21 protein-coding genes are annotated in these 25,660 nt (G+C 75.4%); 12 read left to right on the top strand and 9 right to left on the bottom strand.

The features are described from left to right. Window positions 1–71 precede the first annotated feature (71 nt). Window positions 72–866 (bottom strand): TIM barrel protein, encoded by a 795-nt coding sequence (locus ACIP37_RS12340; protein WP_363630504.1) that lies wholly within the window; start codon window positions 864–866, stop codon window positions 72–74. 9 nt (window positions 867–875) lie between these two features. Further along, a complete protein-coding gene (locus ACIP37_RS12335) occupies window positions 876–2,867 on the bottom strand; it encodes a DUF2264 domain-containing protein (RefSeq protein ID WP_363630503.1) in 1,992 nt (663 codons plus the stop codon). Window positions 2,868–3,076: 209 nt separating this feature from the next. On the opposite strand from ACIP37_RS12335, the gene ACIP37_RS12330 reads away from it, so the two are divergent. The 8 genes from ACIP37_RS12330 to ACIP37_RS12295 all read left to right on the top strand — a co-directional run bounded on the left by ACIP37_RS12330 (window position 3,077) and on the right by ACIP37_RS12295 (window position 12,428). Beyond that, complete coding sequence (locus ACIP37_RS12330; protein ID WP_363630501.1) at window positions 3,077–4,414, top strand: sugar ABC transporter substrate-binding protein; 1,338 nt, start codon at window positions 3,077–3,079, stop codon at window positions 4,412–4,414. Then, window positions 4,411–5,367, top strand: a complete 957-nt coding sequence (locus tag ACIP37_RS12325; protein WP_400805926.1) for a carbohydrate ABC transporter permease — start codon at window positions 4,411–4,413, stop codon at window positions 5,365–5,367. Before ACIP37_RS12330 ends, ACIP37_RS12325 begins: the two co-directional genes overlap by 4 nt. Further along, complete coding sequence (locus ACIP37_RS12320) at window positions 5,364–6,266, top strand: carbohydrate ABC transporter permease (RefSeq protein WP_363586471.1); 903 nt, start codon at window positions 5,364–5,366, stop codon at window positions 6,264–6,266. Before ACIP37_RS12325 ends, ACIP37_RS12320 begins: the two co-directional genes overlap by 4 nt. Further along, complete coding sequence (locus ACIP37_RS12315; RefSeq protein ID WP_400805931.1) at window positions 6,263–7,312, top strand: hydroxyacid dehydrogenase; 1,050 nt, start codon at window positions 6,263–6,265, stop codon at window positions 7,310–7,312. Before ACIP37_RS12320 ends, ACIP37_RS12315 begins: the two co-directional genes overlap by 4 nt. Window positions 7,313–7,395: 83 nt before the next feature. Next, window positions 7,396–8,499, top strand: coding sequence for a Gfo/Idh/MocA family protein (locus ACIP37_RS12310; protein ID WP_400806159.1), 1,104 nt, complete (start codon window positions 7,396–7,398; stop codon window positions 8,497–8,499). Next, the gene (locus ACIP37_RS12305; RefSeq protein WP_363586473.1) at window positions 8,499–9,671 is read left to right on the top strand and encodes a dihydrodipicolinate synthase family protein; all 1,173 of its coding nucleotides are present in this window, start codon (window positions 8,499–8,501) and stop codon (window positions 9,669–9,671) included. The genes ACIP37_RS12310 and ACIP37_RS12305 overlap by 1 nt, the downstream gene beginning before the upstream one ends. Then, window positions 9,668–10,549, top strand: coding sequence for a sugar phosphate isomerase/epimerase family protein (locus tag ACIP37_RS12300; protein ID WP_363630497.1), 882 nt, complete (start codon window positions 9,668–9,670; stop codon window positions 10,547–10,549). The genes ACIP37_RS12305 and ACIP37_RS12300 overlap by 4 nt, the downstream gene beginning before the upstream one ends. Before the next feature lie 73 nt (window positions 10,550–10,622). Beyond that, window positions 10,623–12,428 carry a beta-galactosidase gene (locus ACIP37_RS12295; RefSeq protein WP_400805934.1) on the top strand — a complete coding sequence of 602 codons (1,806 nt, stop codon included), beginning with the start codon at window positions 10,623–10,625 and terminating at the stop codon, window positions 12,426–12,428. Between the two features lie 99 nt (window positions 12,429–12,527). On the opposite strand, the gene ACIP37_RS12290 is transcribed toward ACIP37_RS12295, so the two are convergent. Continuing rightward, entirely contained in the window at window positions 12,528–13,319 is a 792-nt protein-coding gene (locus ACIP37_RS12290; RefSeq protein WP_400334283.1) for a methyltransferase domain-containing protein, read from the bottom strand. Between the two features lie 292 nt (window positions 13,320–13,611). Between ACIP37_RS12290 and ACIP37_RS12285 the strand changes: the two genes are divergently transcribed. Further along, window positions 13,612–14,703, top strand: coding sequence for an N-acetylmuramoyl-L-alanine amidase (locus ACIP37_RS12285; RefSeq protein ID WP_400805937.1), 1,092 nt, complete (start codon window positions 13,612–13,614; stop codon window positions 14,701–14,703). Window positions 14,704–14,780: 77 nt separating this feature from the next. Here ACIP37_RS12285 and ACIP37_RS12280 read toward each other — a convergent pair whose 3' ends face one another. Then, window positions 14,781–15,230 (bottom strand): helix-turn-helix transcriptional regulator, encoded by a 450-nt coding sequence (locus tag ACIP37_RS12280; RefSeq protein WP_363586478.1) that lies wholly within the window; start codon window positions 15,228–15,230, stop codon window positions 14,781–14,783. A gap of 299 nt (window positions 15,231–15,529) precedes the next feature. On the opposite strand from ACIP37_RS12280, the gene ACIP37_RS12275 reads away from it, so the two are divergent. Then, entirely contained in the window at window positions 15,530–16,666 is a 1,137-nt protein-coding gene (locus tag ACIP37_RS12275) for a DUF2690 domain-containing protein (RefSeq protein WP_400805940.1), read from the top strand. A 56-nt stretch (window positions 16,667–16,722) separates the two neighbouring features. After that, window positions 16,723–17,292 carry a DinB family protein gene (locus tag ACIP37_RS12270; protein WP_363586480.1) on the top strand — a complete coding sequence of 190 codons (570 nt, stop codon included), beginning with the start codon at window positions 16,723–16,725 and terminating at the stop codon, window positions 17,290–17,292. 38 nt (window positions 17,293–17,330) lie between these two features. Here the strand turns inward: ACIP37_RS12270 and ACIP37_RS12265 are convergent, their stop codons facing one another. Further along, complete coding sequence (locus ACIP37_RS12265) at window positions 17,331–19,781, bottom strand: polysaccharide lyase 8 family protein (RefSeq protein ID WP_400805942.1); 2,451 nt, start codon at window positions 19,779–19,781, stop codon at window positions 17,331–17,333. A 101-nt stretch (window positions 19,782–19,882) separates the two neighbouring features. Beyond that, window positions 19,883–20,899, bottom strand: a complete 1,017-nt coding sequence (locus tag ACIP37_RS12260; protein ID WP_400843746.1) for a LacI family DNA-binding transcriptional regulator — start codon at window positions 20,897–20,899, stop codon at window positions 19,883–19,885. 308 nt (window positions 20,900–21,207) lie between these two features. Between ACIP37_RS12260 and ACIP37_RS12255 the strand changes: the two genes are divergently transcribed. Further along, entirely contained in the window at window positions 21,208–22,656 is a 1,449-nt protein-coding gene (locus ACIP37_RS12255) for a DUF2252 domain-containing protein (RefSeq protein ID WP_400806162.1), read from the top strand. 103 nt (window positions 22,657–22,759) lie between these two features. Here ACIP37_RS12255 and ACIP37_RS12250 read toward each other — a convergent pair whose 3' ends face one another. Genes ACIP37_RS12250 through ACIP37_RS12240 form a run of 3 tightly spaced genes read right to left on the bottom strand, consistent with a single transcriptional unit; the run spans window position 22,760 to window position 25,512 of the window. Further along, a complete protein-coding gene (locus ACIP37_RS12250) occupies window positions 22,760–23,446 on the bottom strand; it encodes an alpha/beta fold hydrolase (RefSeq protein ID WP_400805948.1) in 687 nt (228 codons plus the stop codon). 27 nt (window positions 23,447–23,473) lie between these two features. Next, the gene (locus ACIP37_RS12245) at window positions 23,474–24,952 is read right to left on the bottom strand and encodes an MFS transporter (protein WP_363586484.1); all 1,479 of its coding nucleotides are present in this window, start codon (window positions 24,950–24,952) and stop codon (window positions 23,474–23,476) included. Then, window positions 24,949–25,512, bottom strand: a complete 564-nt coding sequence (locus ACIP37_RS12240) for an XRE family transcriptional regulator (RefSeq protein WP_363630482.1) — start codon at window positions 25,510–25,512, stop codon at window positions 24,949–24,951. The genes ACIP37_RS12245 and ACIP37_RS12240 overlap by 4 nt, the downstream gene beginning before the upstream one ends. Between the last annotated feature and the right edge of the window lie 148 nt (window positions 25,513–25,660).

Genomic DNA, 25,660 nt, shown 5'->3' with positions numbered 1-25,660 from the left:
GCCCCCGGCCGGGGGCCCGTCCAGCTGCCACCTTCGCAGGGCGGTCCGCCCACGGGCCGGGCCGGGGAGCGCTACCGCCGCAGTCCCGCCAGCCAGGCGGCGGCCGCGCCGAGCAGCGGAGCCAGCGGGGCGGCCTCGGGGTACCACGGCGCCTCGTACTCCCAGCAGACCCAGGCGTCGGCCGGCAGCAGGGCGAGGCAGGCGGCGATCGGCAGGGTGCCGGCGCCGAGCGGCAGCGGCGTGCGGTCGACGGCCGAGGCGACGTCCTTGACCTGGACGTGGCCCAGCCGGCCGGCTAGCGCCCGGTGGGTGGCCTGCGGCGGCTCCCCGCCGAGGACGGTGTGCTGGAGGTCCCACAGGGCGCCGACGGCCGGGTGGTCGACGGGGGCGAGCAGCCGGGCGAGGTCGCGGCCGGTCGGGTGCGAGTCGTGCGTCTCGACCAGGACCCGGACGCCGAGCTCGGCCGCGCGGCCGGCGACGGCGGCCAGCCGCCGGGCGGCACGCTCATCAGCCCGTTCGTCGGCCGCCGCCGGGCCGGGCGCGGCACCGCCGCGCGGGAAGACCCGGACGGCCGGGCAACCCAGGTCGGCGGCGAGTTCCAGGTGACCGCCGAGGTCGGCGAGAAGCGGGGCGTCCGCGCCCGGGGCGGCGATGCCGAGGTAGGAGGCCAGCGCGAGCGGAACCGTCCCGGTGGACGCCAGTGCGCGCACCGCGGCGCGCCGCCCGTCGGCGGTCAGGCCGGGGTGGACCGGCTGGCCCGGGGCGCAGCGCAGTTCCAGCCCGTGCCAGCCGTGGTCGGCGGCCAGGCGCGCGGCGGCGGCGAGCGGCAGATCGGGCAGGCCGAGGGTGGACAGGGCGAGCGGCACGGGTGCTCCTCAGGTTCGGTCGCCGGGCGGAAGTCGGCGGGCGAAGGCCGCTCCCGGCGACAGCTCCGCCTCGTGGACGGTGCCGTCGGCCCACCGCACCCGCAGCCGGTAGGCCTCGTCGGGAGCGGCCGCCACGTCCGCCGTCGGGCCACCTAGCGGCGGGAGCTCGCCTGCGGCGGCGGTGAGGCGGGCTGCGGTGAGGCGGGCTGCGCACACCAGCAGGTGGACGGCCCCGCCGGTGGCGCCGGTCAGGACCGGCAGGGCGGCGGCCGACCCGAAGGCCGTGCCGTCCGGGACGGGGCTGGTGCGGGCGGCGGCGTAGCCGTGCAGGGCGCGCAGTTCGCTGGTCAGCAGCCGGCCGTCCAGCGTGTGGGCGGTCGCGGTGGCAGAGGCAGCGGCGGTGCCGGGCCGGGCGGGTGGCAGGTGGTCTCCGGCGACGGCCCAGCCGCCCTCGCGCAGCGGGGTGCCGGGCGGGGCGCCGACGACCAGGTGGGCGCGGACCTCGTCGGCGCCGTGGGCGAGGGTCAGCGAGGTGACGGTGACGCCGGGCAGGGGGTGTCCGCCGGCCCGGGGGCGGTGGGTGGAGGCCGCCCAGCCGTCGCCGGTGGCGAGCGGGGTGATCGGGCCGCGTTCGGTGGGTTCGCCGTCGACCAGCAGGGCGAGGTGGTTGTCGGCCGGACCGGTGTGGACGGGGCCGGTGGCGGTGGAGTGGGCGAGCCGCGCGTAGTACGGGTCGTCGGGGTGGACGCGGTCGGCGGGCTGGTCGTCGCTGCCGTGGTTGTGGAGGCGGACCAGGCCGTCGGCCGCGGTGGACTGGACCAGCCAGCCGGGGCCGGGCAGCGCGCGGACGGTGTCGCGGCGTTCGGCGGGGGCGGGCTCCTCGCGGTCGGTCCAGGCGGGGTGGCCGGCGGGCAGCAGCAGGCCGAGGAAGCCGGAGGCCGCCCAGTAGGGCGAGGAGGGGCCGGAGTAGGGCTGGACGAGCGGGGGGTGGGGGCCGTACCAGCCGAGGGTGAGCAGGCCGTCGGGGCCGGTGGCGCCGCGGTCGAGGAAGTGGCGCAGGGCGCCGGAGGCGAGTCGGCGGGTGGTGCCGGGGGTGAGCGGGGTGTGGCCGGTGAGCGTGCCGGCCCAGAGCGGGGCGGCGGCGGCGAACCGGTAGATCAGCGAGCGGCCCTGGTGCACCGGCGCGCCGTCGCCGCCGAACAGGTGGGCGTGGTCGGCGAGGTGGGCGGCGAGCCGGGGGCCGTACTCGGCGAGCAGGGCGCGGTCGTCGGCGAGGTGGGCGTGCAGCACGGGGTAGAGGTGCAGGGCCCAGCCGTTGTAGTGGTCGAAGGCGCGGGGGCGGCCGTCGGTGTACCAGCCGTCGCCGAGGTAGAAGCGGTCGACGCGGTCCAGTCCGCGCCGGACGGCGGCGCGGGCGGCGTGCTCCTCGATGCCGGCCTCGGCGAGGAAGCCGCCGACGGCGAGCGGGAAGAGCCACCAGTTGTTGTCGTTGGGCGTGCGGTGGAGGGTCTCGGCGAGCCACCGGGCAGTTCTGGTCCGGACGTCGGCGGGGAGGCGGTCCCAGAGCCAGGGGCGGGTCAGCCGCAGGGCGAACGCGATGGCGGCGGCCTCGACCATGGCCTGGCCGCGGTCGGTGACGACGGGCCAGGACGCCGGGTCGTCGTCGGTGAGGTCGCGAGCGGTGGTGGGGTGGCGGGTGCCGGCGTCGAGTCCGGCGGCGTAGCGGTCGAGCAGGCCGTGGGGGTCGGCGCCGCCGGCGCCGGCGATCCGCAGGGCGGCGAGGAGGAAGGTGCGGGCGAAGCCTTCGAGGGCGTCGGAGCGGCGGCCGGACCAGCTCGGCCGGGGGCCGGGGAGGTCGATCAGCGCGTGTCCGGGGCCGGCCCAGGGGAGGACGGCGTCGAGCAGCCCGTCGGCGGCGGCCTCCCAGTGGGCTCTGGTCCAGCCGGTGCGGGGGCTGAGGGCGTGGTCTTCCGGGGGCAGCAGCACGGCGGTGTCCTCCATGGCCCGGGGCTCGGGAGTCGCGCCCCGTGCGGGGAATCTAGAAAGCGGTTGATCGTTCGTCAAGGCTTTTGATCGCAATGGATCATTTGATCCAGATCTCTTGACTTCGATCGATCGCCCGCCCAGGATGGCGACCACTTGCCCGCCCGGTCGCGGCCACCGGCAGCCCCCCTGACCCCCGGCCGCGCCCCCCTCTCCCGGAGTCGTGCATGCCCTCACTCCCGCTCCCCCTCCCCCACCCCCGGCGCAGACTCCTCCGCGCGGCCGCCGGCGGCCTGCTGTCCACCGTCCTCCTCGCCGCCTGCGCCGGCAGCGGCGGCGGGGCCCCGAAGGCCGACGACGGCAAGCCGGTCACGCTGACCTTCTGGGCCTGGTCCAAGGGGACGAAGGAGGTCGTCGCCGCCTTCAACGCCTCCCACCCCGACGTCAACGTGGTCTACGAGGAGATACCCTCCGGCACGGCCGGCGGGTACGCCAAGATCTCCAACGCGGTGAAGGCCGGCAACGCCCCCGACGTGTTCAACGTCGAGTACGCCCAACTGCCGGACTTCGTCAGCCAGGGCGCCGTCCAGGACATCTCCAAGCTCGTCCCCGGCGAGCTCAGGGCGAAGTACCTGCCGCAGACCATGGACCTGACCACCCTCGGCGGCCGCACCTGGGCGCTGCCCCTGGACGCCTCGCCGCAGGCCTTCTACTACCGCAAGGACCTCTTCGACCGGGCCGGCCTCACCCCGCCGAAGACCTGGGACGAATTCCGCACCGCCGCGCAGAAACTGAAGCAGGCCCAGCCGGACACCCGGATCGCCACCTTCTTCCCCGACGACCCGGCCACCTTCGAGGCGATGGCCTGGCAGGCCGGCGCCCACTGGTTCACCGGCCGCGACGACGCCTGGAGCGTCGACCTCAACGGCGCCGGGACCAAACCGACCGCGGACTACTGGCAGCAGCTGATCGCCGAGGACCTGGTCCGCGTCCAGCCCTCGTTCAGCCAGCCGTGGACGGCCTCGCTGCAGAAGGGCGAGACCGCCGGCTACCTCGGCGCCTCCTGGGGCGGCGGGGTGCTGAAGGGCACCCTGCCCGACGCGGCCGGCACGTGGGCCGTCGCCCCGGTGCCCAGCTGGGACGGCACCCCGGCCAGCGGCATGGTCGGCGGCACCACCTTCGCCGTCTCCAAGGACAGCAAGAAGGCCGGGGCCGCCGTCGAGTTCGCCACCTGGGCGACCACCACGCCGGAGGGCATCAAGGCCCGGATCGCCTCCGGCACCTCCTCCGCCTTCCCGGCCGCGCCCGCCCTCGTCCCGGTGGCCGAGGAGGCCTTCAAGGCCGACTTCTACGGCGGCCAGGACGTGTACGCGCTCTACACGGACGCCGCGAAGTCGATCAAGCCGAACTGGCAGTGGGGCCCGACGATGAACGCGACCAACAACGCGCTCAAGGACGCGTTCGGCAAGCTCACCCAGGGCGGCACCGTGCAGGCGGCCCTCGACGCCGCGCAGCAGTCCACCCAGGCCGAGCTGAAGAACCGCGGCCTCAAGGTCAAGCAGTGACCGCCCACCCGCCCCGCACCGGGCCCGGGCCCGGGCCCGCCGTCGCCGCCCGCGCCCGCCGGCGCGGGCGGTACGGGGCCCCGGCCGTCCTGCTCGCCCCGTTCGTGCTCCTGTTCACGGCCTGCACGCTCGTTCCGATCGGCTACGCCGTCCACCTCAGCCTGTACACCGAGCACCGGTCCGGGCTCGGCTTCGGCGGCGGCGAGACAGTCTTCACCGGCCTCGGCAACTACGCCCGGGCGCTCGGCGACCAGGCGTTCCGCTCGGGCTTCTGGACCACCGCGCAGTACTGCCTGCTCTACATCCCGCTGATGACGGGGCTGGCACTGCTCCTCGCGCTGCTGCTGGACTCGGCGCTGGCCCGCGCCCGCCGGTTCTTCCAGCTGGCGCTGTTCCTGCCGCACGCGGTGCCCGGCATCATCGCCGCGCTGATCTGGGTCTACCTGTACACGCCCGGCATCAGCCCGGTCATCGACGTGCTGAACGCCGGCGGCGCCCACCCCGACCCGTTCGGCGCGCCACTGCCCGCCGTGGTCAACATCGCGCTCTGGGAGTGGACCGGCTACAACATGGTCATCTTCTACGCCGCGCTCCAGGCCGTCCCGCGCGAAGTCCTCGAAGCGGCCGTCGTCGACGGCGCCGGACCGCTGCGGACCGCCGTCAGCGTCAAGATCCCGCTCATCCGCGCCTCGATCGTGCTGGTCGGCCTGTTCACCCTGATCGGCTCGCTCCAGCTCTTCACCGAACCGATGATCCTGCACGGCGCCTCCCCCGGCGTCGTCTCCACCTGGACGCCCAGCATGTACGCCTACACCGCCGCCTTCGACCGGGGCGACTACGGCCTGGCCGCCGCCGCCTCGGTGCTGCTCGCGCTCGCCGCCGCCGCGCTGTCCTTCCTCGTCACCCGGGCCACCCGCCCGCGCCCGGACCGGCGGACGGAGGCCACCGGATGACCACGCTCGCCCCCGGACGCCGCCCCCGGCAGCGCTCCGCCGCCCGCAGCCACCCGCCCCGCCGGCCGTGGACGCTCTCCAAGGCCGCCGTCAACGGCGCCCTCGTCCTCGCCACCGCCTACACCCTGCTGCCGCTGCTGTGGCTGGTGACCGCCGCCGCCAAGAACACCGGCGACCTGCTCGGCGGGCGCGCCCTCTCCCCCGCCACCTGGCACCTCGGCGACAACCTGCACGCGCTGGCCACCACCGGGGACGGCATCTACTTCCGCTGGTACCTCAACTCCCTGCTGTACGCCGGGCTCGGCGCCCTGGCCTGCGCCCTGGTCTGCGTCTGCGCCGGGTACGCGTTCCACGTCCACGCCTTCCCCGGCAAGGAGAAGCTGTTCGGCCTGGTGCTGCTCGGCGTGCTGGTGCCCACCACCACGCTGGCCCTGCCGATGTACCTGCTCGCCTCGGACCTCGGCGTGGTCAACACCTTCTGGGCGGTCTTCGTGCCCTCCCTGGTCAACCCCTTCGGCGTCTACCTCGCCCGGGTGTTCTGCGCGGGCTACGTCCCCGGGGAGGTGCTGGAGGCGGCCCGGATGGACGGCGCGGGTGAACTGCGCACCTTCTGGTCGATCGGCCTGCGGATGATGACGCCCGGCTTCGTCACGGTGTTCCTCTTCCAGTTCACCGCGATCTGGAACAACTTCTTCCTCCCCCTGGTGATGCTCTCGGACAACCGGCTCTTCCCGGTCAGCCTCGGCCTGTTCAGCTGGAACGCCCAGACCCACGCCTTCCCCGAGTACTACCCCCTCGTCGTCAGCGGCTCGCTGCTCGCCGTCCTCCCGCTGGTGGCCGCCTTCGTCGGCCTGCAACGCCACTGGCGGGCCGGCCTGACCGCAGGAAGCGTCAAATGACCACCACCACAGCCGACATCCGCTCCCCCGCCGCCCCGGCCCGCAGGCCCCGCGCCCTGCTCGCAATGGACCGCGCCCTGCCCGCCCGGCTGCTCGACCGGCACGCCGTCCAGCGGCTCACCGACCTCGCCGACCTCGACCCCGACCTGGTCGTGGACGACTTCGCCGCCCCCGAGGCCGCCGCCGCGCTGGCCCGCACCGAGGTCATCATCAGCGGCTGGGGCTGCCCGCCGCTGGACGAGGCCGTGCTGGCCGCCGCGCCCCGGCTGCGCGCCGTCATCCACGCCGCCGGCTCGGTCAAGCACCATGTCACCGAGGCCTGTTGGCGGCGCGGCCTCCAGGTGACCTCGGCGGCCTGGGCCAACGCGCTGCCCGTCGCCGAGTACACCGTCGCCGCCGTGCTGCTCGCCAACAAGCGGCTGCTCGCGATCCGCGAGGACTACCGGCACCGGCGCGCCCCGCACGACTGGCAGGGCGCCTACGCCGCCGCCGGGAACTACCGGCGCACAGTGGGCATCGTCGGCGCCTCCCGGATCGGGCGCCGGGTGCTCGAACTGCTCGGCCCGCACGACCTCGACCTGCTGCTGTACGACCCGTACGTGGAGGCCGCCGAGGCCGCCGCGCTCGGTGCCCGGGCCGTCGGCCTGGACGACCTGTGCGCCTCCTCCGACGTGGTCACCGTGCACGCCCCCGAACTGCCGGAGACCCATCACCTGGTGGACCGCCGCAGGCTCGCCCTGATGCGCGACGGCGCCACCCTGGTCAACACCTCCCGCGGCTCGCTGGTCGACCAGCAGGCGCTCACCGACGAACTCGTCGCCGGCCGCCTGGACGCCGTCCTCGACGTCACCGTCCCCGAGGTCCTGCCCGCCGACTCACCGCTGTACGAACTGCCGAACGTCCTGCTCACCCCGCACGTGGCCGGCTCGCTCGGCGGCGAGCTGCACCGGATGGCCGCCGCCGCGGCCGACGAACTCGCCCGCTACGCGCGGGGCCTGCCGTTCGCCCACGCCGTCCACCCCGAAGGCATCCACCGCACGGCCTGACCGCCCCCCCGTTACCAGCTGCAAGGAGAACACCCGTGGACCGCAAGGTGATCGGCGTCGTCCTGAACGGCGTCACCGGCCGCATGGGCCACCGCCAGCACCTCGTCCGCTCGATCCTCGCCATCCGCGAGCAGGGCGGCCTCGACCTCGACGACGGCCGGGTGCTCTGGCCCGAACCCATCCTGCTCGGCCGCAACGAGGCCAAGCTGCGCGCCCTGGCCGAACGCCACGGCCTGGAGCACTGGACCACCTCGCTCGACGAGGCGCTCGCCCACCCGCTCACCGAGGTGTACTTCGACGCCCAGGTGACCCCCGCCCGGGAGGCCGCCCTGCGCGCCGCGATCGGCGCCGGCAAGCACGTCTACACCGAGAAGCCGACCGCCGAATCCCTCGACGCCGCCCTGGAGCTGGCCCGCCTCGCCCGGGCGGCCGGCGTCCGCAACGGCGTCGTCCAGGACAAGCTGTTCCTGCCCGGGCTGCGCAAGCTCAAGCGGCTGGTCGACGGCGGGTTCTTCGGCCGGATCCTGTCCGTGCGAGGCGAGTTCGGCTACTGGGTCTTCGAGGGCGACTGGCAGAGCGCCCAGCGCCCGTCCTGGAACTACCGCGCCGAGGACGGCGGCGGCGTGATCCTCGACATGTTCCCGCACTGGCGCTACGTGCTGGACAACCTCTTCGGGCCCGTCCGCACGGTGTACGCGCACACCGCCACCCACATCCCCCGCCGCGTCGACGAGCAGGGCCGGGCCTACCCCGCCACCGCCGACGACGCCGCGTACGGCGTCTTCGAGCTGGCCGGCGGCGTCGTCGCGCAGATCAACTCCTCCTGGGCGGTGCGGGTCGACCGGGACGAACTGGTCGAGTTCCAGGTCGACGGCACCGAGGGCAGCGCCGTCGCCGGGCTGCGCGAGTGCCGCGTCCAGCACCGGGCCACCACCCCCCGGCCGGTCTGGAACCCGGACCTCCCGGCCACCGACCCCTTCCGCGCCCAGTGGCAGCCGGTGCCCGCGAACGAGGAGTACGACAACGGCTTCAAGGTGCAGTGGGAGCTGTTCCTGCGCCACGTGGCGACCGGCTCCGCCTACCCGTGGGACCTCCTGGAGGGCGCCAAGGGCGTCCAACTCGCCGAACTCGGCCTGCGCTCGGCGCGCGAGGGCCGCCGCCTCGACGTCCCCGAGCTGGTGCTCTGATGGCCGAACTGGACCTGCCCGGGCACGGCCGGCTGCGGCTGCGCGAGCCCGCACCGCTCGACCTGCCCGCGCACCCGCCCGCCTCCCGCACGGCCTTCGCGGCCGCCCACGTCGTCGCCGACCCGCTCGGCGCCAACGCCGCCGGCGCCCCGGCCGCCCTGGACTGGGACGCCACCCTCGCCTTCCGCCACCGCCTCTGGTCGCTCGGCCTCGGCGTCGCCGACGCCATGGACACCGCCCAGCGCGGCATGGGCCTGGACTGGGCCGCCACCCGCGAACTCATCACCCGCTCCGGCGCGGCGGCCCGCGCCGTCGGCGGCCGGCTCGCCTGCGGTGTCGGCACCGACCAACTCACCGACCCGGCAAGCTCCTTGAGCGACATCACAGCCGCTGCCCTGAGCGAGGTGGCGGACGCCTACGAGGCGCAGCTCGCCGTGGTCGAGGCGGCCGGCGCGCAGCCCGTCCTGATGGCCAGCCGGGCCCTCAACTCCCGCGCCCGTGGCCCGGAGGACTTCCTCCGCGTCTACGACGGGCTGATCCGGCAGTCCGCCCGGCCGGTGATCCTGCACTGGCTCGGCGCCGCCTTCGACCCGGCACTGGCCGGCTACTGGGGCTCCGCCGACCTCGACGCGGCCACCGACACCGTCCTCACCCTCATCCGCGAACACCCCGGGCGGATCGACGGCATCAAGGTGTCGCTGCTGGACGCCGACCGGGAGATCGCGCTGCGCCGCGCCCTGCCCGCCGGGGTGCGGCTCTACACCGGCGACGACTTCCACTACCCCGAACTGATCAAGGGCGACGAACTCGGCCACAGCGACGCCCTGCTCGGTGTCTTCGACCCGATCGCCGGCCACGCCGCGGCAGCCCTGCACGCCCTCGACGCCGGCGACACCGCCCGCTACGACGCGCTGCTCGGCCCGACGCTTCCGCTGGCCCGGCACCTCTTCGCGGCGCCGACCTACCAGTACAAGACCGGTGTGGTCTTCCTCGCCTACCTGGCCGGCCACCAGGAGCACTTCACCATGGTGGCCGGCGCCCAGAGCGGCCGGTCCGTACCGCACCTCGTCGAACTGCTCCGACTCGCCGACGCCGCCGGGGTACTCCCCGACCCCGAGCTCGCGGCCGACCGGATGCGCCGCTACCTCGCCCTGGCCGGGTGGTCGGCGTGACCGCACCTCACCCCGCCGAACGGGGCACCGCCGCCCCCGGACTGGAACGGCTCTCGCTCAACCAGATCACCACCAAGCACTGGTCCCTGCCCGAGGCCGTCCGGGGCTGCGCGCAGGCGGGCATCCCGGCGATCGGCCTGTGGCGGGACAAGGTCGCCGAGACCGGAACGGCCCGCGCCGCCCGGCTGGTCCGCGACAGCGGCCTGACCGTCAGCAGCCTCTGCCGGGGCGGCTTCCTCACCGCCGCCGGAGCGGAGGGCCGCCGCGCCGCGCTCGACGACAACCGGCGGGCCGTCGAGGAGGCCGCCGAACTCGGCACCGACACCCTGGTGCTGGTCGCCGGAGGCCTGCCCGAGGGCAGCCGTGACCTGCCCGGCGCGCGCGCCCGGATCGCCGACCTGCTCGCCGAACTCGCCCCGTACGCAGGACAGTTCGGCGTACGGCTGGCCATCGAACCGCTGCATCCGATGTTCTGCGCCGACCGCGCCGTGGTCTCCACCCTCGGCCAGGCGCTCGACCTCGCCGCGCCGCACCCGGCCGCCCAGGTCGGCGTGGTCGTCGACAGCTACCACGTCTGGTGGGACCCGGCGCTGCCCGAACAGCTCGACCGGGCGGGCCGGGACGGCCGCATCGCCGCCTACCAGGTGTGCGACTGGACGCTGCCGCTGCCCGCCGACGTCCTGCTCGGGCGCGGCCACGTCGGCGACGGCCACATCGACTTCCGTTCCCTCACCGACCAGGTCACGGCCGCGGGCTACACCGGCTGGATCGAGGTCGAGATCTTCAACGAGCGGATCTGGGCCACCCCCGGCGCGCAGACCCTCGCCACCGTGGCCGACCGCCACCGCACCCACATGGTCGCCGCGCCGCGCCGGTAGCCGTCGGGCGTCCGCCGTTCGGCCCTGCCCTACCCTGGCAGCCCGTGCCACCCCCTCGAAAGCTGGTCACGCCATGATCGAAACGATCGAACTCGACTACGACGACTCCGGGTTCCGCCGCAACGGGGCCCCGCACCGGATCGTCGCCGGCGCCCTGCACTACTTCCGCGTCCACCCCGAGCTCTGGGACGACCGGCTGTGCCGCCTGCGCGCCCTCGGCGTCAACACCGTGGACACCTACATCCCCTGGAACTTCCACGAACTTCCCACCGGCGAGATCGACTTCACCGGCTGGCGGGACGTGGCCCGGTTCGTCCGGCTGGCCCAGCAGCACGGACTGGACGTCATCCTGCGGCCCGGCCCCTACATCTGCGCCGAATGGGAGTTCGGCGGCCTGCCCGCCCGGCTGCTCGCCGTCGACGGCCTGCGCCTGCGCTGCGCCGACCCCGCCTTCCTGGCCGCCGTGGACGGCTGGTTCGACGCCCTCGTGCCCGAGCTGGTGCCGCTGCTGGCGAGCCGCGGCGGCCCCGTCGTGGCCGTCCAGGTCGAGAACGAGTACGGCAGCTACGGCACCGACGCCGCCTACCTCGCCCACCTGCGCGACGGCCTCCTCGCGCGCGGCGTGGACTGCCTGCTGTTCACCGCCGACGGCGCCGAGGACTTCATGCAGCAGGGCGGCGCGATCCCCGGCCTGCTCGCCACCGCGACCTTCGGCTCCCGCGCCCCCGAGCGCTTCGAGGTGCTGCGCCGCCAGCAGCCCAAGGGGCCGCTCGCCGCCATGGAGTTCTGGATCGGCTGGTTCGACCGCGTCGGCGGGCCCCACCACGTCCGCGACCCGGAGGAGACCGCCCTTTCCCTGGACGCACTCCTCGCCACCGGAGCCTCCGTCAACCTCTACATGGCCCACGGCGGCACCAACTTCGGCCTCTGGTCCGGCGCCAACCACACCGGCACCAGCCCCGACACCCCGGGCTACGAGCCCACCACCACCAGCTACGACTACGACGCCCCCATCGGCGAGGCCGGCGAGCTCACCCCCAAGTTCCACGCCCTGCGCGACGTCATCGGCCGGTACCTCCCCCTGCCCGACGGCGAACTCCCCGCCGAGCCGCCCCGCCTGGCCCCGCGCCGCATCGACCGCAGGACCGGCCGGGCCCGCCTGTTCGACTCCCTCGACGCGCTCGCCACCCCGCACCACCGGCCCGTCCCGGAACCCATGGAGAACCTCGGCCAGTCACTCGGCCTCATCCACTACCGCACCCGTGTCCCCGGCCCCCGCCCCACCCTGCCGCTGCGCGTCGACGGCCTCGGCGACCGCGCCCAGGTCTTCGCCGACGGCAACCCCCTCGGCACCCTCGACCGCAACGACCCCGGCGCCACCCTCCCGCTGGCCACCGCGCCGGCCGGCGCCACCCTGGACATCCTGGTCGAGGCGCTCGGCCGCACCAACTACGGCCCCCAACTCGACGACCGCAAGGGCATCCGGCGCGGCGTCTCGCACGAACGCCAGCGCCTCCACGACTGGGAGATCCGCCCGCTCCCCCTCACCGACCTGAGCGGCCTGGCCTTCGACCCGGCCACCGCCGCCACCGACGGCGACCCGGCCTTCCACCGCTTCGAGACCGACCTCGACACCCCCGCCGACGCCTTCCTCGCCCTCCCCGGCTGGGGCCGCGGCCTGCTCTGGCTCAACGGCTTCCTCCTCGGCCGCTACACCGACGAGGGACCGCAGCGCACCCTCTACGCCCCCGCCCCGCTCTGGCGCCCGGGCACCAACACCCTCGTCCTCCTCGAACTCACCCGCCACGGCGAGGCCCTCGACCTCCGCGACCGACCCGACCTCGGCCCCGTCACGGACGCCCCCAGCTCCGAGTTCTGAAACCCCGCCTCACCGACATCGTGACCGCCCTGCTCACCGGCTACGCCGTCGCCTCGACGACCCGGCCGGTCGGGGACTGAGCGTTCCCGCGGTGGTCGGCTACCGGCGCCGGCCCCAGCAGGTGATCAATGGGGCGGTGGTCACGTCCAGTTCGGTGTCGCGGAGGTTGGCCAGGTGCCGGTCCAGGTCGGCGGCGGTGAGGTCGGGGCCGACCAGCTGGTCGCGGAGCTGACGGACCGTCGCCGCCTCCAGCTCCCGGCAGGCCGGGGAGGTGACGGGGAAGTACGCCTCGGCGGCGACGTCCGTCAGGCCCGCCTCGCGGAGCAGCCGGGGCAGGGTGCGGCCGAAGGCGAGGTCGGCGCCGCGCTCGGCGAGCCGGGCCCGGAACGCCCGGCGCACCCGGTTCGCCAGCTCCTGGTCCGGTCCGTGCTCGTCCGGGCAGGCGAGCGGTTGCAGGGCCGGGTCCGCGTCCTCCACCACCAGCCAGCCCCCGGGCCGGACCGCCGACGCCAGCCGTCGCAGCACCTCGGCCCGGTCCGGCAGGTGCACCAGCACCAGGCGGACGTGCACCAGGTCGAACAGCTCGTCGGGCAGCGGGTCGCGGGTGACGTCGTGCCGGCGGACCTCGACGCGGTCGGCGGGCAGTCCGGTCAGCCAGCTGGTGTCGAGGTCGCTGGCCAGGACCCGGCCGGTCGGCCCGACCCGCTCGGCCAGCGCCAGCGGGATCCCCGGGCCGCCCGCACCCACCTCCCAGCAGTGGTGCCCGTCGGCCGGGCCCAGCCGGTCCAGGTGCTCCAGCGTCCACGGGTCGAACAGCTCGGCGATGCCCTCGAACCGTCGACCCGCCTCCCGCTGCCGGTTGTCCAGCAGGTAGCCGCGCTCGTCGCCCATGCTCCGCGCCTCTCGGATCGCCCTTGCCCGTCGCCCCGCCCGTCGCTCGACGCGGCCGACCGCGATGGTAGGTGATCGGCGCCGGGTGCGCGAAGGCGCCCCGAGGAACGCACCCTCGCGTCTCCCGCCCCGGGCTGCGGCGTCCCGGGACGGGGAGGGACGGCGAAGCCATGGTGGACCGGGCCTCCGCGCTCCTAGCGTGGCGGCCGACCGGTCCGACCGGTGCGGACCGCGGACCGCCCGCGGACCCGCCCGGACCCGCCCGCCAGCCCGCCAGCCCGCCAAGGAACAGGTGGCCCCGTTCATGTACCCCGACTTCACCCCGCCCCGCCCCGGCCGCCGCTCCTTCCTGACCGCCGCCCTCGCGGTCGGCGGCGGCACCCTGCTCGCGTCCGCCCTGCCCGCCGGGGTGGCGCGAGCCGCCGACGGGCCGACGGTCGCCGACACGGCCGCGTGGGGCGCCCGGCCCTCCAGCATCCCCGTCAACGTCCTGGCCGGGGTGCCGGACAAGGTGATCGTGCACCACACCGCGACCCCCAACGTGACGGACTACTCGCAGGCGGCCGCGTTCTCGCTGGCCCGGTCGATGCAGACGTACCAGATGGACAGCGAGGGCTGGATCGACACCGGGCAGCACTTCACCATCAGCCGCGGCGCGTACGTCCTGGAGGGCCGCCACAACAGCCTGTCCACGCTGCGCGGCGGCGCCCAGCACGTCGAGTCCGCCCACTGCACGGCGCAGAACACGGTGGCGATCGGCATCGAGAACGAGGGCACCTACACCACCGTCGACCCGCGCGGCGAGCAGTACGCGGCGCTGGTCGACCTGATCACCTACATCTGCCGCCAGTACGGGCTGCGGGCCTACCAGATCTACGGGCACCGGGACTTCAACAACACCGAGTGCCCCGGTGACCGCCTGTACGCGCTGATCCCGCAGCTGCGCCGCGACGTCGCGGCCCGCATCGGAGGAGACCCGACCGGGCCCGTGTGGCCGGTGCTCACCGGCGGGGCCTCGGGCGAGACGGTGCGGACCCTCCAGTACCTGCTGGTGCAGCACGGCGCGAGCCTGACCGTCGACGGGGCGTACGGGCCCGCCACGCAGAGCGCCGTCACGGCCTTCCAGAACCTCACGCACGCCACCGCGGACGGCATCGCGGGCAACCAGACGTGGAGCCAGGCGGTCGCGCCCCTCGCCGACAGCGCCTCGGGCGGCGCGGTGCTGGCCGTGCAGAACCAGTTGGTCGCGCACGGCATCCAGGTGGGCGTGGACGGCGCGTTCGGCCCCGGCACCCGGTCCGCGGTGACGGCCTTCCAGACCTCGGCCGGACTGCCCGCCGACGGGGTGGTGGACGCCCGCACCTGGAGCCGGCTGGTCGCCTGACCCCGTGCCCGCCGGCCCTGGCCCGGACCACCCGACGCCCCCGCGGATCCGTTGCGTCCGCGGGGGCGTCGTCGTGGTCAGCCCAAGGTCCTGTCCGGCCGGGACGGCCGGCGGCCGGTGACGGCCAGCACCAGGCCCGCCGCCAGCACCAGCACGAGGGCGATCAGCGGCCGCAGCAGGGCCGTCCGACAGCGGTGGGTCCCCGTCGGCCCGGGTGCCGGCGGCACGGCGGTGTCCGGCGGTGCGCCGACCGGCGCGCCCGCGGCGCGGCAGCCGTCCGCCCGGCGCCACAGGTCGAGCAGCCGGTCGGTGTCGCCGGCGCAGACGGAGGCGATGCTCTCCACGGCGTCGCGCGGCGGGAACTGCTTGCCGTTCACCCACCGCTCCCAGGAGGACTTCGCGTAGTGGGTGCGTTCGCTGAGCCGGGCGTACGTCAGGCCCGACTCGGACTTCAGCGACCGGAGCTCCCTGGCGAGTTCGTCGGCAGGGGCTGGAGACGTGGTGTACGACGCGTGGTGGCGGTCCATGTGGCTTCTCCCCCGTTGCTCTGTACTGTGACCGTGCCCGGGCCGGGAGCCTGCCGGCGTGCCGGCCAAGGCGCGGCCCACTCTGCGGGATTCTCCGCCGATCTTCGAGCGTCTTCGGCGGTTCTGAGACGGTCCGAGGTCGTCCCACGGCCCGGAGCTGCACCTTGGGACGCCGGGGCGGAGGCATCGTGAGACGGTGTCCGGGACGCGGGCCCCGGGTGGGCGCGCCGCAGGGCACGGCGCTCGGGGAAGCGGGCGGTGGCCGAGGGAAGTCGACCGATTAGACTGATCATCCGAAAGTGGATCAGTTTGCATCCTCCACCGACCCGCCCGAGGTACCCGCGATGAGCCAGTCCTGGAAGCCGCTCCCTGACGATCTTTCGGAACCCGCTCGGCGTCTGGCCGAGGAGCTGCGCGCGGTCAAGGACGCGCACCAGATCTCACTGGCCGAACTCGGGAAGAGGACCTACCTCAGCAAGGCCTCCTGGGAGCGCTGGCTGAACGGGAAGCGCCTGATCACCCCGCAGGCCCTGGCCGGCCTGATCGCCACGGTCGAGTGCGACGCCGATCTGCTCACCTCCCTGCTGCGGAAGGCCGAGGCCGCGCGCGACGCGGACGAGGCGCTCTCCCCCGAGGCCGCGCCCGCGCCGGCCGAAGCCCCCGCGCCCGTACCCGCACCGCCCGCCGAGGCCCCCGAGCCCCAGCCCGTACCCGCGCCCGTACCCGCACCGCCCGCCGAGGCCCCCGAGCCCCAGCCCGTACCCGCGCCCGTACCCGCACCGCCCGCCGAGGTGCCCGAGCCGGCGGCCGAAGCGCCCGACGCCGCCCCCGCCTCACCGCGGCCCGCCCCGTGGCGGCGGCCGGCGGCCGGCGTGGGAGCCGCCGTCGCCGCCGTGCTCATCCTGTTCGCGGCCCTGTACCTGCGCGGCCCGCACGGCGGCAACGGCACGGCATCGGCGGCGACGCTCCCGCCGAAGACGGCGGCGACGACGGCGACCGCCGGGTCGGCGCCGCTCTGCGAGGGCGTCGGCTGCGCCGGCAAGGACCCCCAGGACATGCGGTGCGACGTCGACCAGCGCACCCTGCTGACCGGCAACGTGGGCAAGGTGGTCCTCTACGTCCACTACAGCCCGCGCTGCCGGGCCGCCTGGTCGGGGATCACCGACGGCTCCCCCGGGGACAGCGCCACCATCACCACCAACCACGGCTCGCAGGAGACCGCCCTGATCCACTGGGGCTACGACAACTACTCCGTGATGGTCGACGCGAGCCCCGGCGACACCACCTTGCAGGTGTGCGGCCACCAGAAGGAGGGCGACAGCTGCACCGGCGTCGTCACCGACCTCGCCGCCCGCGCGAGCGCCCTCCCCGGCCCCCCGCCTCCGGCCGCCGCTCCCACGCCCACGCCCACGCCGACACCCACGCCCACGCTCTGAGGAGCCGCCACCATCGCGGCGAAACCCACTGGCGGCTCGGGCCCGCACGAACGAACATGGCCCGCATGAGCGACCAACCCGAGCGATGGACCCAGGCGACCGTCTACCCCGACATGTGGGCCGACCCGGACGACGACCCCCGCAACAGCGAGGGAGTCAGCCCGGACGGCGAACTCCCGACTCTGAACGACTTCCTGACGAACTACCGCCACACCCTGCGGATGAAGTGCGAGGGCCTGGACCCGGAGCAGCTGGCCCGCCGCTCCGTCCCGCCGTCGACGATGTCACTGCTCGGCCTCGTCCGGCACCTCGCCGAAGTGGAACGGGACTGGCGCGGCTGGATCAGCGACGGTGATCCGCTGCCGAAGCTCTACGGCCGGCGGGACGCGGACTTCGACGGAGCCGTCGCCGAGCAGGCCGAGGTCGACGCGGCCTTCGCCGACCTCGCCCGCGAACAGGCCGCCACCGACGCCGCCCTGGCCGCACACCCCGATCTGGGCGTGCGGCTGGGGAAGAACGGCATCGCGGTGCGAGAGCTGCTGGTGCACAGGATCGACGAGTACGCCCGTCACTGCGGGCACGCCGACCTGTTGCGCGAGTGCCTCGACGGGCGGGTCGGCCAGTGAGGCCCGTCCCGGTGCGCTGACCTCGGCGGGCGGCCCCGTCAGGCGGCGCCTCGCTGGAAGGCGGCGCCCCGCCGGAACACCGCCGACAGGCTCGCTCCCCCGGTGCCCGCCACCGCGCAGCGCAGCGCCAGCGGCCCGGAGTCCGAGAGCACCGTGATGCCGGTGCCGCCGCTCGCGAGCCGGTAGCCGTCCCGCGCCAGCGTCAGCTGGACGGTGGCCGCCTTCCGGGTGGGGTCGGCGACGGCGATGGAGAGGTCGCCGCCGTTCTCGCGAAGCAGGACGGAGCAGGGGGCGGAGACGGTCAGCGGGCCGACCGTGCCGGGGGCGAAGAAGTTGGCGAGGGTGAGTCCGAGTCCGGGCACGCTGATCGCCTGGGCGTCGGCCGTGTTGGCGAGCACGGTGGCCGTCGGGGCCGCCGCGCGGGCCGCCGCCTGGTCCGGGCCGGCCCCGGGCATCAGCACGTAGTGGTACGTCCCGTCGACGGGGTCGGTGCCGTGGTCGAGGCCGATCGACAGGTAGGTCCGGGTGATCGGGTCGGGCGCCCCGCCCCGGTTGATGTCGGCCCACGCCCCGGTCCGCCGTTCGCGGGCGAGGTCGAGGGTGGCGCCGTCGGGGAACACCCAGGCGCCCGACCCGGCCAGCGCCGCCCAGCGGACGCCGTCGGCCCTCCGGCTCCAGCCGGGGTCGGCGGGCTGGCGGACGCCGTCCAGCACGAACTCCCGATCTTCGCGGGCCCCGAGGTTGCGGTGGTCGACGGTCGTGCGGACGGCGACGCCGTCGGTGCAGCCGATGCCCGCGCCGAGGCAGACGATCGAATCGTCCAGGCAGAACCAGGACTTGCGCCCGACCAGGGCGGAGCCGAGGCCCCGGACGTCCTGGCCGACCACCGACCAGTCGCCGTCGCTCGCCCCGCCCGCCCAGGCGGTCGCCGGGCGGGCCTGGCCCCAGTCGCCGCCGGCCCCGTCGGCCAGCGGGCGCGTCGACACGGTGGTGCCGGGCAGCCGGTAGGGGTCGGCGGTGGGCCAGAAGGAGTCGCTGTACTGCTCGTCGCCCTGCTCGCCGCCGTACCAGTAGAGCATTCCGCTGCCGCTGTGCCAGGCCCGCAGGTTCTCGCCGTTCCCGCACTCGTAGAAGGCGGTCCGGGACGAGGACAGGCTGAGCTGCGCGCTCCAGCCGGGCCGGCGGTGGACGGCCCGGTCCATGGTGAACACCCGGCTGCCCGTGCCCTCGTCCGCCGCCCAGGTGCCGGAGTCCGCCAGGAGGGCCTGTGCGCGGGCGAGTTCGGGGATGTCGGCGAGGACGTTGGACAGGTAGGGGAGCACCTGGTCGCGCTGGAGGGAGCCCTTCACGGCGGCGCGCCAGGCCGCCGCCTGGGCGGCCGGCACCGACCCGGAGTCGGCCAGCCGCAGGACGTCCCCGAGCAGGGCGTGACCGCGCACGTGGTCGTCCAGGCGGGCCCGCCGTGCGTCGCCGGCCTGCACGCCCCGGCTGACGGCGCGGCCCGAAACCCCGTCCATCACCAGGCCGTTGAACAGGAACGGCAGGAACCCCCGGTCCACGGCGGTGAAGACGTTCCGCAGCGCGGGATCGGTGACGGCCCAGGGCGTTCCGGTGAGCAGGCGCAGCAGCCGGCTCAGGCTGCCGAGCAGCACCTCGCCGTAGCTGCCGGTGTACGGCACCCAGGTGTGCTGGACGAAGCTGCCGTCGGCGTAGATCCCGTCGCCGGTGGTCACGTAGCGGAACACCGGTGACAGCCCCCGCTGCGCGGCGGCGACCGGGGCCGCCGAGCGGCCGATGACACCGCGCAGCGCGAGCACCCGGCACAGGTCCACCCGGTTGGCCCCGGTGCTGGTCCCGGTGTACTTGTCGACCACCGTGGACGGGACGAAGTGGTCCACGGCCGCACCGCACGCGGCCGCCCGTTCGGCCGTCAGGAGGTCGCCGAGCAGCACGCACACGTCCAGCAGCGCCTGGGGGGCGCCGATCTGCCAGTCCCACCAGTTCCCGTACGACGTGGTGGTGGCGGTGTAGGCGCGCTGGAGCACCCAGTCCAGGCCGGTCGCGACGGCGGCGCCGAGGCCGGGATCGCCCGTCGAGCCGGTGGCCGGCCGGGTGAGGGCCAGGGCCATGAGCCGAAGCCGCCCGACCGTCGACGTGACGGCGGCGGAGGCCGAGCCGACCGGCAGGTCGGGCCAGAGCGACCCGGGCTGCGGGCTCAACGCGGCCTGGTGGCCCCGCGCCTGGTCGCCCAGCGCGGTGAGCGCGCGGGCGAACGGCGGCGCGGCCGGGTCGTACCCGGTTCCGGTCAGCTGCTCGGACCAGGCCGCGCGCATCGCGTCGTAGCCGTCGGCGGCCCGGGCCTCGGTGGGCCCGCCGAGCCACCACGCGGCCGCCGCGGCGGTGGCGGCGGCGCTGGTCCTGAGCAGTCCGCGCCTGCTCAGGACCGGTATCGCCGCCAGGTCACCGGTCTCCGTCCACGAGCTGTCCATCGGGCCGTCCTTCCTCGCGAACTCCCTTGTCTGACCGGAGAGTAAGCGCTTTCTATCGCGAGGACAACGCTTCCGGCACGGGCCCGTGACCGGAGGGCCGGCTACCCGACCGGCCCCGTCGACCCGCGGGGCACCAGTTCGGTGGCGAGGACGGCCCGCTGCGGCTCGGGGCCGGGGCGGTGCAGCGCGAGGCGCAGCGCCGTGCGGCCGAGGCCGAGGTGCGGGATGCGCACGGTGGTCAGGCCGGGCCTGAGGTCCTCGGCCCCGGGCAGGTCGTTGAAGCCGACCACCGAGACCTGTCCGGGCACGGCGATCCCGTGCTCCCGCAGGACCGTCAGCACGACGGCCGCCACGTCGTCGTCGTGCGCGAAGACCGCCGAGAAGTCCGGCGGCCCCTGGGCCAGGCGGCGGCGCAGCCAGGCCCGCGCCCCGTCCCGGGTGTGGCACCCCTCCACCGTCAGTTCGGCCGGGCGGCGCAGGCCGTGGGCCGCCAGCGCGGCCTCGTACCCGGCGAGGCGCTCCCGGGTGGTGGTGGTCGCGGCCGGTCCGCCGAGGAAGAGGATCCGCCGGTGGCCCAGCGCCAGCAGGTGGTCGACGGCCGCCCGCGCGCCGCCCGCGTTGTCGTAGTGCACGGCCGTCAGCGGCAGCTCCTCCCCCGGGGCCGGCCGGCCGCAGAGCACCAGCCGGGAGCCGGCCGCGTCCAGGATGCGCGCCAACCGGGCGATCCGGGAGCGGTACCCCGGGCTGTCCTCCACCCCGCCCACCAGCACGACGGCCTCCACGTCGCGCGCCCGCATCTCCTCGACCAGCGTCAGTTCGCGGTCGGGGTCGTCGTCGGTCGCCGCCACCAGGCAGAGGCAGCCCTCGTCCACCGCCTGCCGCTCCACGCCGTGGGCGACCCGGTTGTGGAAGGGCGCCGCGAGGTTGCCCAGCAGGATCGCCACCGTCCGGGACCGCCGGCCGGCCAGCGCCCGCGCCTGCGCGTTGACGACGTAGTCGAGGTCGCGCACCGCGCGCAGCACCCGCTCCCGGGTGGCCCCGGCCACCGGGTAGTCGCCCGCCAGCACGCGCGACACCGTCGCCATCGACACGCCCGCCAGCGCCGCCACGTCGTTCACCGTGGGCCTGCCCCGCCGGGCTCTCCCCCCGTCGCTCACCGCTGTCCCCCCGGTCCCGACCAGCTCCACGCCCGGCCTCCACGGCGGGCCGTGCCCCGAGGATACGGGCGGCCGCCCTTCCCGCCTCCGCAGACCTCCGAAGACCTCCGAAGTCCTCCGCCGACTGCTCGCCGGCCGTCCCGCGTCCGGCGGGCTCAGGAACCGTCGTCAGATGTCGGACGTCACTCCCCCTGCAAGCCGTTCGCGCAGGTCGCGGGCGAGTGGGAGCCTGAAGGGACGGGTGGGGAACGGTGACGCAGGTGACCGAGGTGACCGAGGTGACCGAGGTGGCGGACGGGGCCGTGGCCGGTGTGGACGGAGCTGCGCCGCAGGGGCGGCGGGCGTTCGCGGTGGCCGGGTTCGCGTCGGGGCGGGGCGGGCGGGCGCGGGAACGGGGGAAGGCGCTGCGCGGGCGCATCCCCCGGGAACGGCACGCGGAGTTCTCGCCCGGGCCCGGGCGGCCGACGGCCGTCGAGGCGATCGAGGCGTCCAACGCGGGCCGGATCGCCGCGTTGGTGCCGATCCGGGTGGGGCGGATGGCCGCCACGCCGTTCGCGTTCCTGCGCGGTTCGGCCGGACTGATGGCCGCCGACCTGGCGGGCACCCCGGACACCGGGGTCGGCGCCCAACTGTGCGGGGACGCGCACGCCGCCAACTTCGGGCTGTACGGGGACGCCCGCGGGCAACTGGTGATGGACATCAACGACTTCGACGAGACCGTGCCCGGCCCGTGGGAGTGGGACCTCAAGCGGCTGGCCGCGAGCCTGGTGCTGGCCGGCCGCGAGACCGGGGCCGACGAGACCACCGCCCGGGAGGCCGCCCAGCACGCGGCCGGCTCCTACCGCCGGACGATGCGCACGCTCGCCAAGCTGCCCGCGCTGGACGCCTGGAACGCCGTCGCGGACGAGCAGTTGGTCTCCTTCACCGAGGCGCACGACCTGGCCGAGGTGCTGCGCAAGGTCGGCGCGAAGGCGCTGGGCAACACCAGCGCCAGGTTCGCCGCCCGCAGCACCGCCCGTACGGCGGACGGCGGACGGCGGTTCACGGCCGCTCCGCCGGTGCTCACCGAGGTGACCGACGCGACCGCGCGGGCCGTCGCGCAGTCGCTCGGCCCGTACGTGGCGACGGTGCCCGCCGAGGTGCGCACCCTGCTGTCCCGCTACCGGGTGCAGGACGTGGCGTTCCGGGTGGTGGGCACCGGCAGCGTCGGCACCCGCTCGTACGTGGTGCTGCTCACCGACCACCGGGACCAGCCGCTGGTGCTCCAGGTGAAGGAGGCCCGACCGTCCGTGCTGCTGCCGTACCTGGAGCGCGCGGGCCACCCGGTGGCCGGTCAGGACGGCCACGAGGGCCGACGGGTGGTGCTCGGGCAGAAGCACATGCAGGTGGTCAGTGACACCCTGCTGGGCTGGACGACGGTGGACGGACTCCCCTACCAGGTCCGGCAGTTCCGCAACCGCAAGGGCAGCGTCGACCCGGCCGCGCTGCTGCCGGGCCAACTGGACGACTACGCGCGGATCACCGGCGCCCTGCTGGCCCGGGCGCACGCGCACACCGCCGACCCCGGCCTGCTGGCCGGCTACTGCGGCAGGAGCGAGGCGCTGGACGAGGCGGTCGCCGCCTTCGCCGTCGCGTACGCGGACCGGACCGAGGCCGACCACGCCGACCTGGTCGCGGCGGTGCGCGCCGGCCGTCTGCCGGCCGAGTTCGGCGTCTGACCGGGGGCACCGGGCCCGAACGGGGCCCGCGCGTCAGGACGCCCGGGTCAGGACGTCCGGGTCAGGACGCCCGCATCAGGACGCCCGCATCAGGACGCCCGCATCAGGCGGACAGGAACGGCGCCACCGCGGCGACGAACTCGACGGGCCGGGCACTGTGCACGAGGTGCCCGGCCTCGATGGTGACCATCCGGCAGTCCGGGATCAGCCGGGCGAGCTCGGCGAGCCGCTCCTGCGGGACGTGGCTCGCCGAGCCACCCGCGACCACCAGGGTGCGGGCGGTGATCCCGGCCATCCCCGCCAGCCAGGCCGGGTCGGGGGTGTCGACCTGCGCCTTGACGGCCTTCACCACGGCCCAGTCGAAGTGCACCGGCTCCTCCGGCGCGTCCGGCACCGCGCCGGCCGGGCGCGGGTGCGGTGCCGGGATGTCCTCCAGGACCAGACGGCCGATCCGCTCCGGCCGGGCCTGGGCGACCAGGTAGCCGACCACGCCGCCCATCGAGTGGCCGACCAGGTCGACCCGCGCCAGGCCGAGCGCGTCGAGGAAGGCGAGCACGTCGTCGCGCATCTCCTCCAGGCCGTACCGGGCGGTGCGGCCGCTGTCGCCGTGGCCGCGCAGGTCGAGCGCGTACACGCGGTGCCTGGGGGCGAGCTCTGGCAGGACGACGTCCCAGTCCGTGGCGCGCTCCCCGAGGGCGTGCAGCAGCACCAGCGCCGGGCCGTCCGGCGGGCCGCTCTCGCGGTAGGCGAGCGCCACCTCGGGCAGGTCCACGATCCGGTTCTCGGTCATGCCCGCCACCGTACGTGCGGGCCTGCGCTAACGGACCGCTGTTCGCCCACGGCTCACCGCGACGGGCTCGCCGGTCGCCTCCCGGGCCGCCCGCCGGCCGGCGAACACCGAGGCCAGGACGGCGAGGGCGGCGACCGCCGCGCACACCACGCTGGTGGCCAGGTAGGCGGAGCGGTGGTCGCCGCCCCCGGCGGTCTGCCGCAGGTAGACGCCGGACAGCGCCGAGACCGCGACCGCCGCCGCGATCCGCTGGGCCATCTGCAGGATGGCCCCGCTCACCCCGGCCGCCTCGGCGGGCGCGTGGCGCAGCACGTACGCCTGGTTGGTGGCGCCCATCACGCCGATCGAGGCGCCGCCGAACAGTTGCAGCAGCGCCAGCAGCCAGGGCAGGACGGCCGCGGGCGCCCAGTGCGCGACGAGTCCGCTCGCCAGCATGACCAGGGCGGAGCCGGTCATGCCTGCGGTGATGGTGCGCCGCCCGAAGCGCTGCACCACCCGCCAGGCCAGCGCGGAGGCGACGCCCATGGCCACCGCCGAGGGCAGCGCAACGAGTGCGGCGCCCATCGGGGAGAGCCCGAGGCCGTCCTGGAGGAACATGGTGAGCACCAGTCCGGCGGCGAGCGAGGAGCCGAACTGGGCCATCGCGGTCGCGGTGCCGAGCGCGTACGGCGCGGAGCGGGTGAGTGCCGGGTGGATCAGCGGGTGGCCGCCGGAGCGGGCGTAGCGGCGCTGCCACCAGGCGAGGGCGCCGAGCAGCAGGACGGCGACGGCGGCGAAGGCCAGCCAGCCGGTCCAGCCCGGCGGTTGGACGAACGGCAGCATCAGGGCGAGGGTGAGCGCGGCGACCAGCAGCAGGCCGACCAGGTCGAGGTCGGCGTGCCGGGCACTCGGGCGCGGCCTGGGCAGGTGACGCACCGCCAGCGCGACGGTGGCCAGGCCGAACGGCACGTTGAGCAGGAAGGTCAGCCGCCAGCCGTGCTCGGGGCCGGCCGCCGCCAGGACCGCGCCGCCGATCGGCGGGCCGAGCGCGAAGGCCAGCCCGCCCGTGACGGCGTACATGCCGAGGGCGCGGGCCCGTAGTTGGCCGTCGAACACGTCCTGGAGGGTACCGATCATCTGCGAGTTGACCAGTCCGGCGCCCACGCCCTGGAGCAGCCGGGCGGCGATCAGCACCTCGGGCGCGGTGGCGGTCGCCGAGACCAGGCTGACCAGGGTGAACAGGGTGAGGCCGGTGACGAAGAACCACTTGCGGCCCCTGACGTCGCCCAGCCGCCCGCCGGGGATCAGTGCCAGGCCGAAGGCGAGTGAGTAGCCGGCCACGATCCACTGGAGGTGGGCGGGTTGGGCGTGCAGGCTCTCGCGCAGGGCCGGGATGGAGGTGTTGAGGACGGACTGGTCGAGCAGCGTGGTGAAGCCGCCGGCGACGCAGACCAGCAGGACGCGGCGCCCGGCGGCGTCGAAGCGCTCGCGGGGCCCGGCGGCTATCCGGGTCTTCGGGCGCCTCACGGTTCCACCACCACCAGGGCGTACCGGGCGTCGTCCGGGCCGGGGGCGCGGAAGCGGCTGGTCCCGGAGACGTAGCGCAGGCAGTCGCCGGGGCCGAGCAGGTGCCGCTCGCCGTCGACGGTGAGCTCCAACACCCCCTCGAACACCCACAGGTGGTGTTCCAGGTCCGCCAGGCAGGGGCGGTCGTAGGCGATGTCGGCGCCAGCGGGCAGCCGGCCCTCGACGATCTCGGCGCGCAGCGAGCCGTGCGGCGGGGAGACGGAGCGGCGGACGAAGCCGGTGGTCTCGTCCCGCCAGATCCGCTGGTCCGCGGCCCGCACCAGCCGGGCCGGCGCCGACTCGACCTCGGCGAGCAGCCGGGACATGGTCCGCCCGTAGACGGCGCAGAGCCGCCCGAGCAGCGCGGCGGTCGGGCTGACCTCGGCCCGTTCGACGCGCGACAGCGTCGAACGGCTGACGTCCGCCAGCCGGGCCAGTTCCTCCAGCGTCCAGCCCCGTTCCAGCCTCAATTCGGCGAGCCGGTTGGCGAGCCGCTCGTCGACGGCCGTCTCGATTCCCATATTCGCGATGCTATCCCGGATATGAGATCACTCCCAGGGGCGCGGGCCGCTGTGACCGGGGCGTGGAGAAGGGCGGGAGGCGTGGACTCGGCCGGGACGGCGCGCCGCGTTCGGGTGCGCGCCCCTGCGCTCCTCGCGCCCTCTCCCT

This window comes from Kitasatospora sp. NPDC088861, assembly GCF_044750105.1.
Lineage (GTDB): Bacteria > Actinomycetota > Actinomycetes > Streptomycetales > Streptomycetaceae > Kitasatospora.
This window is presented reverse-complemented; position numbering and strand designations above follow the sequence as displayed.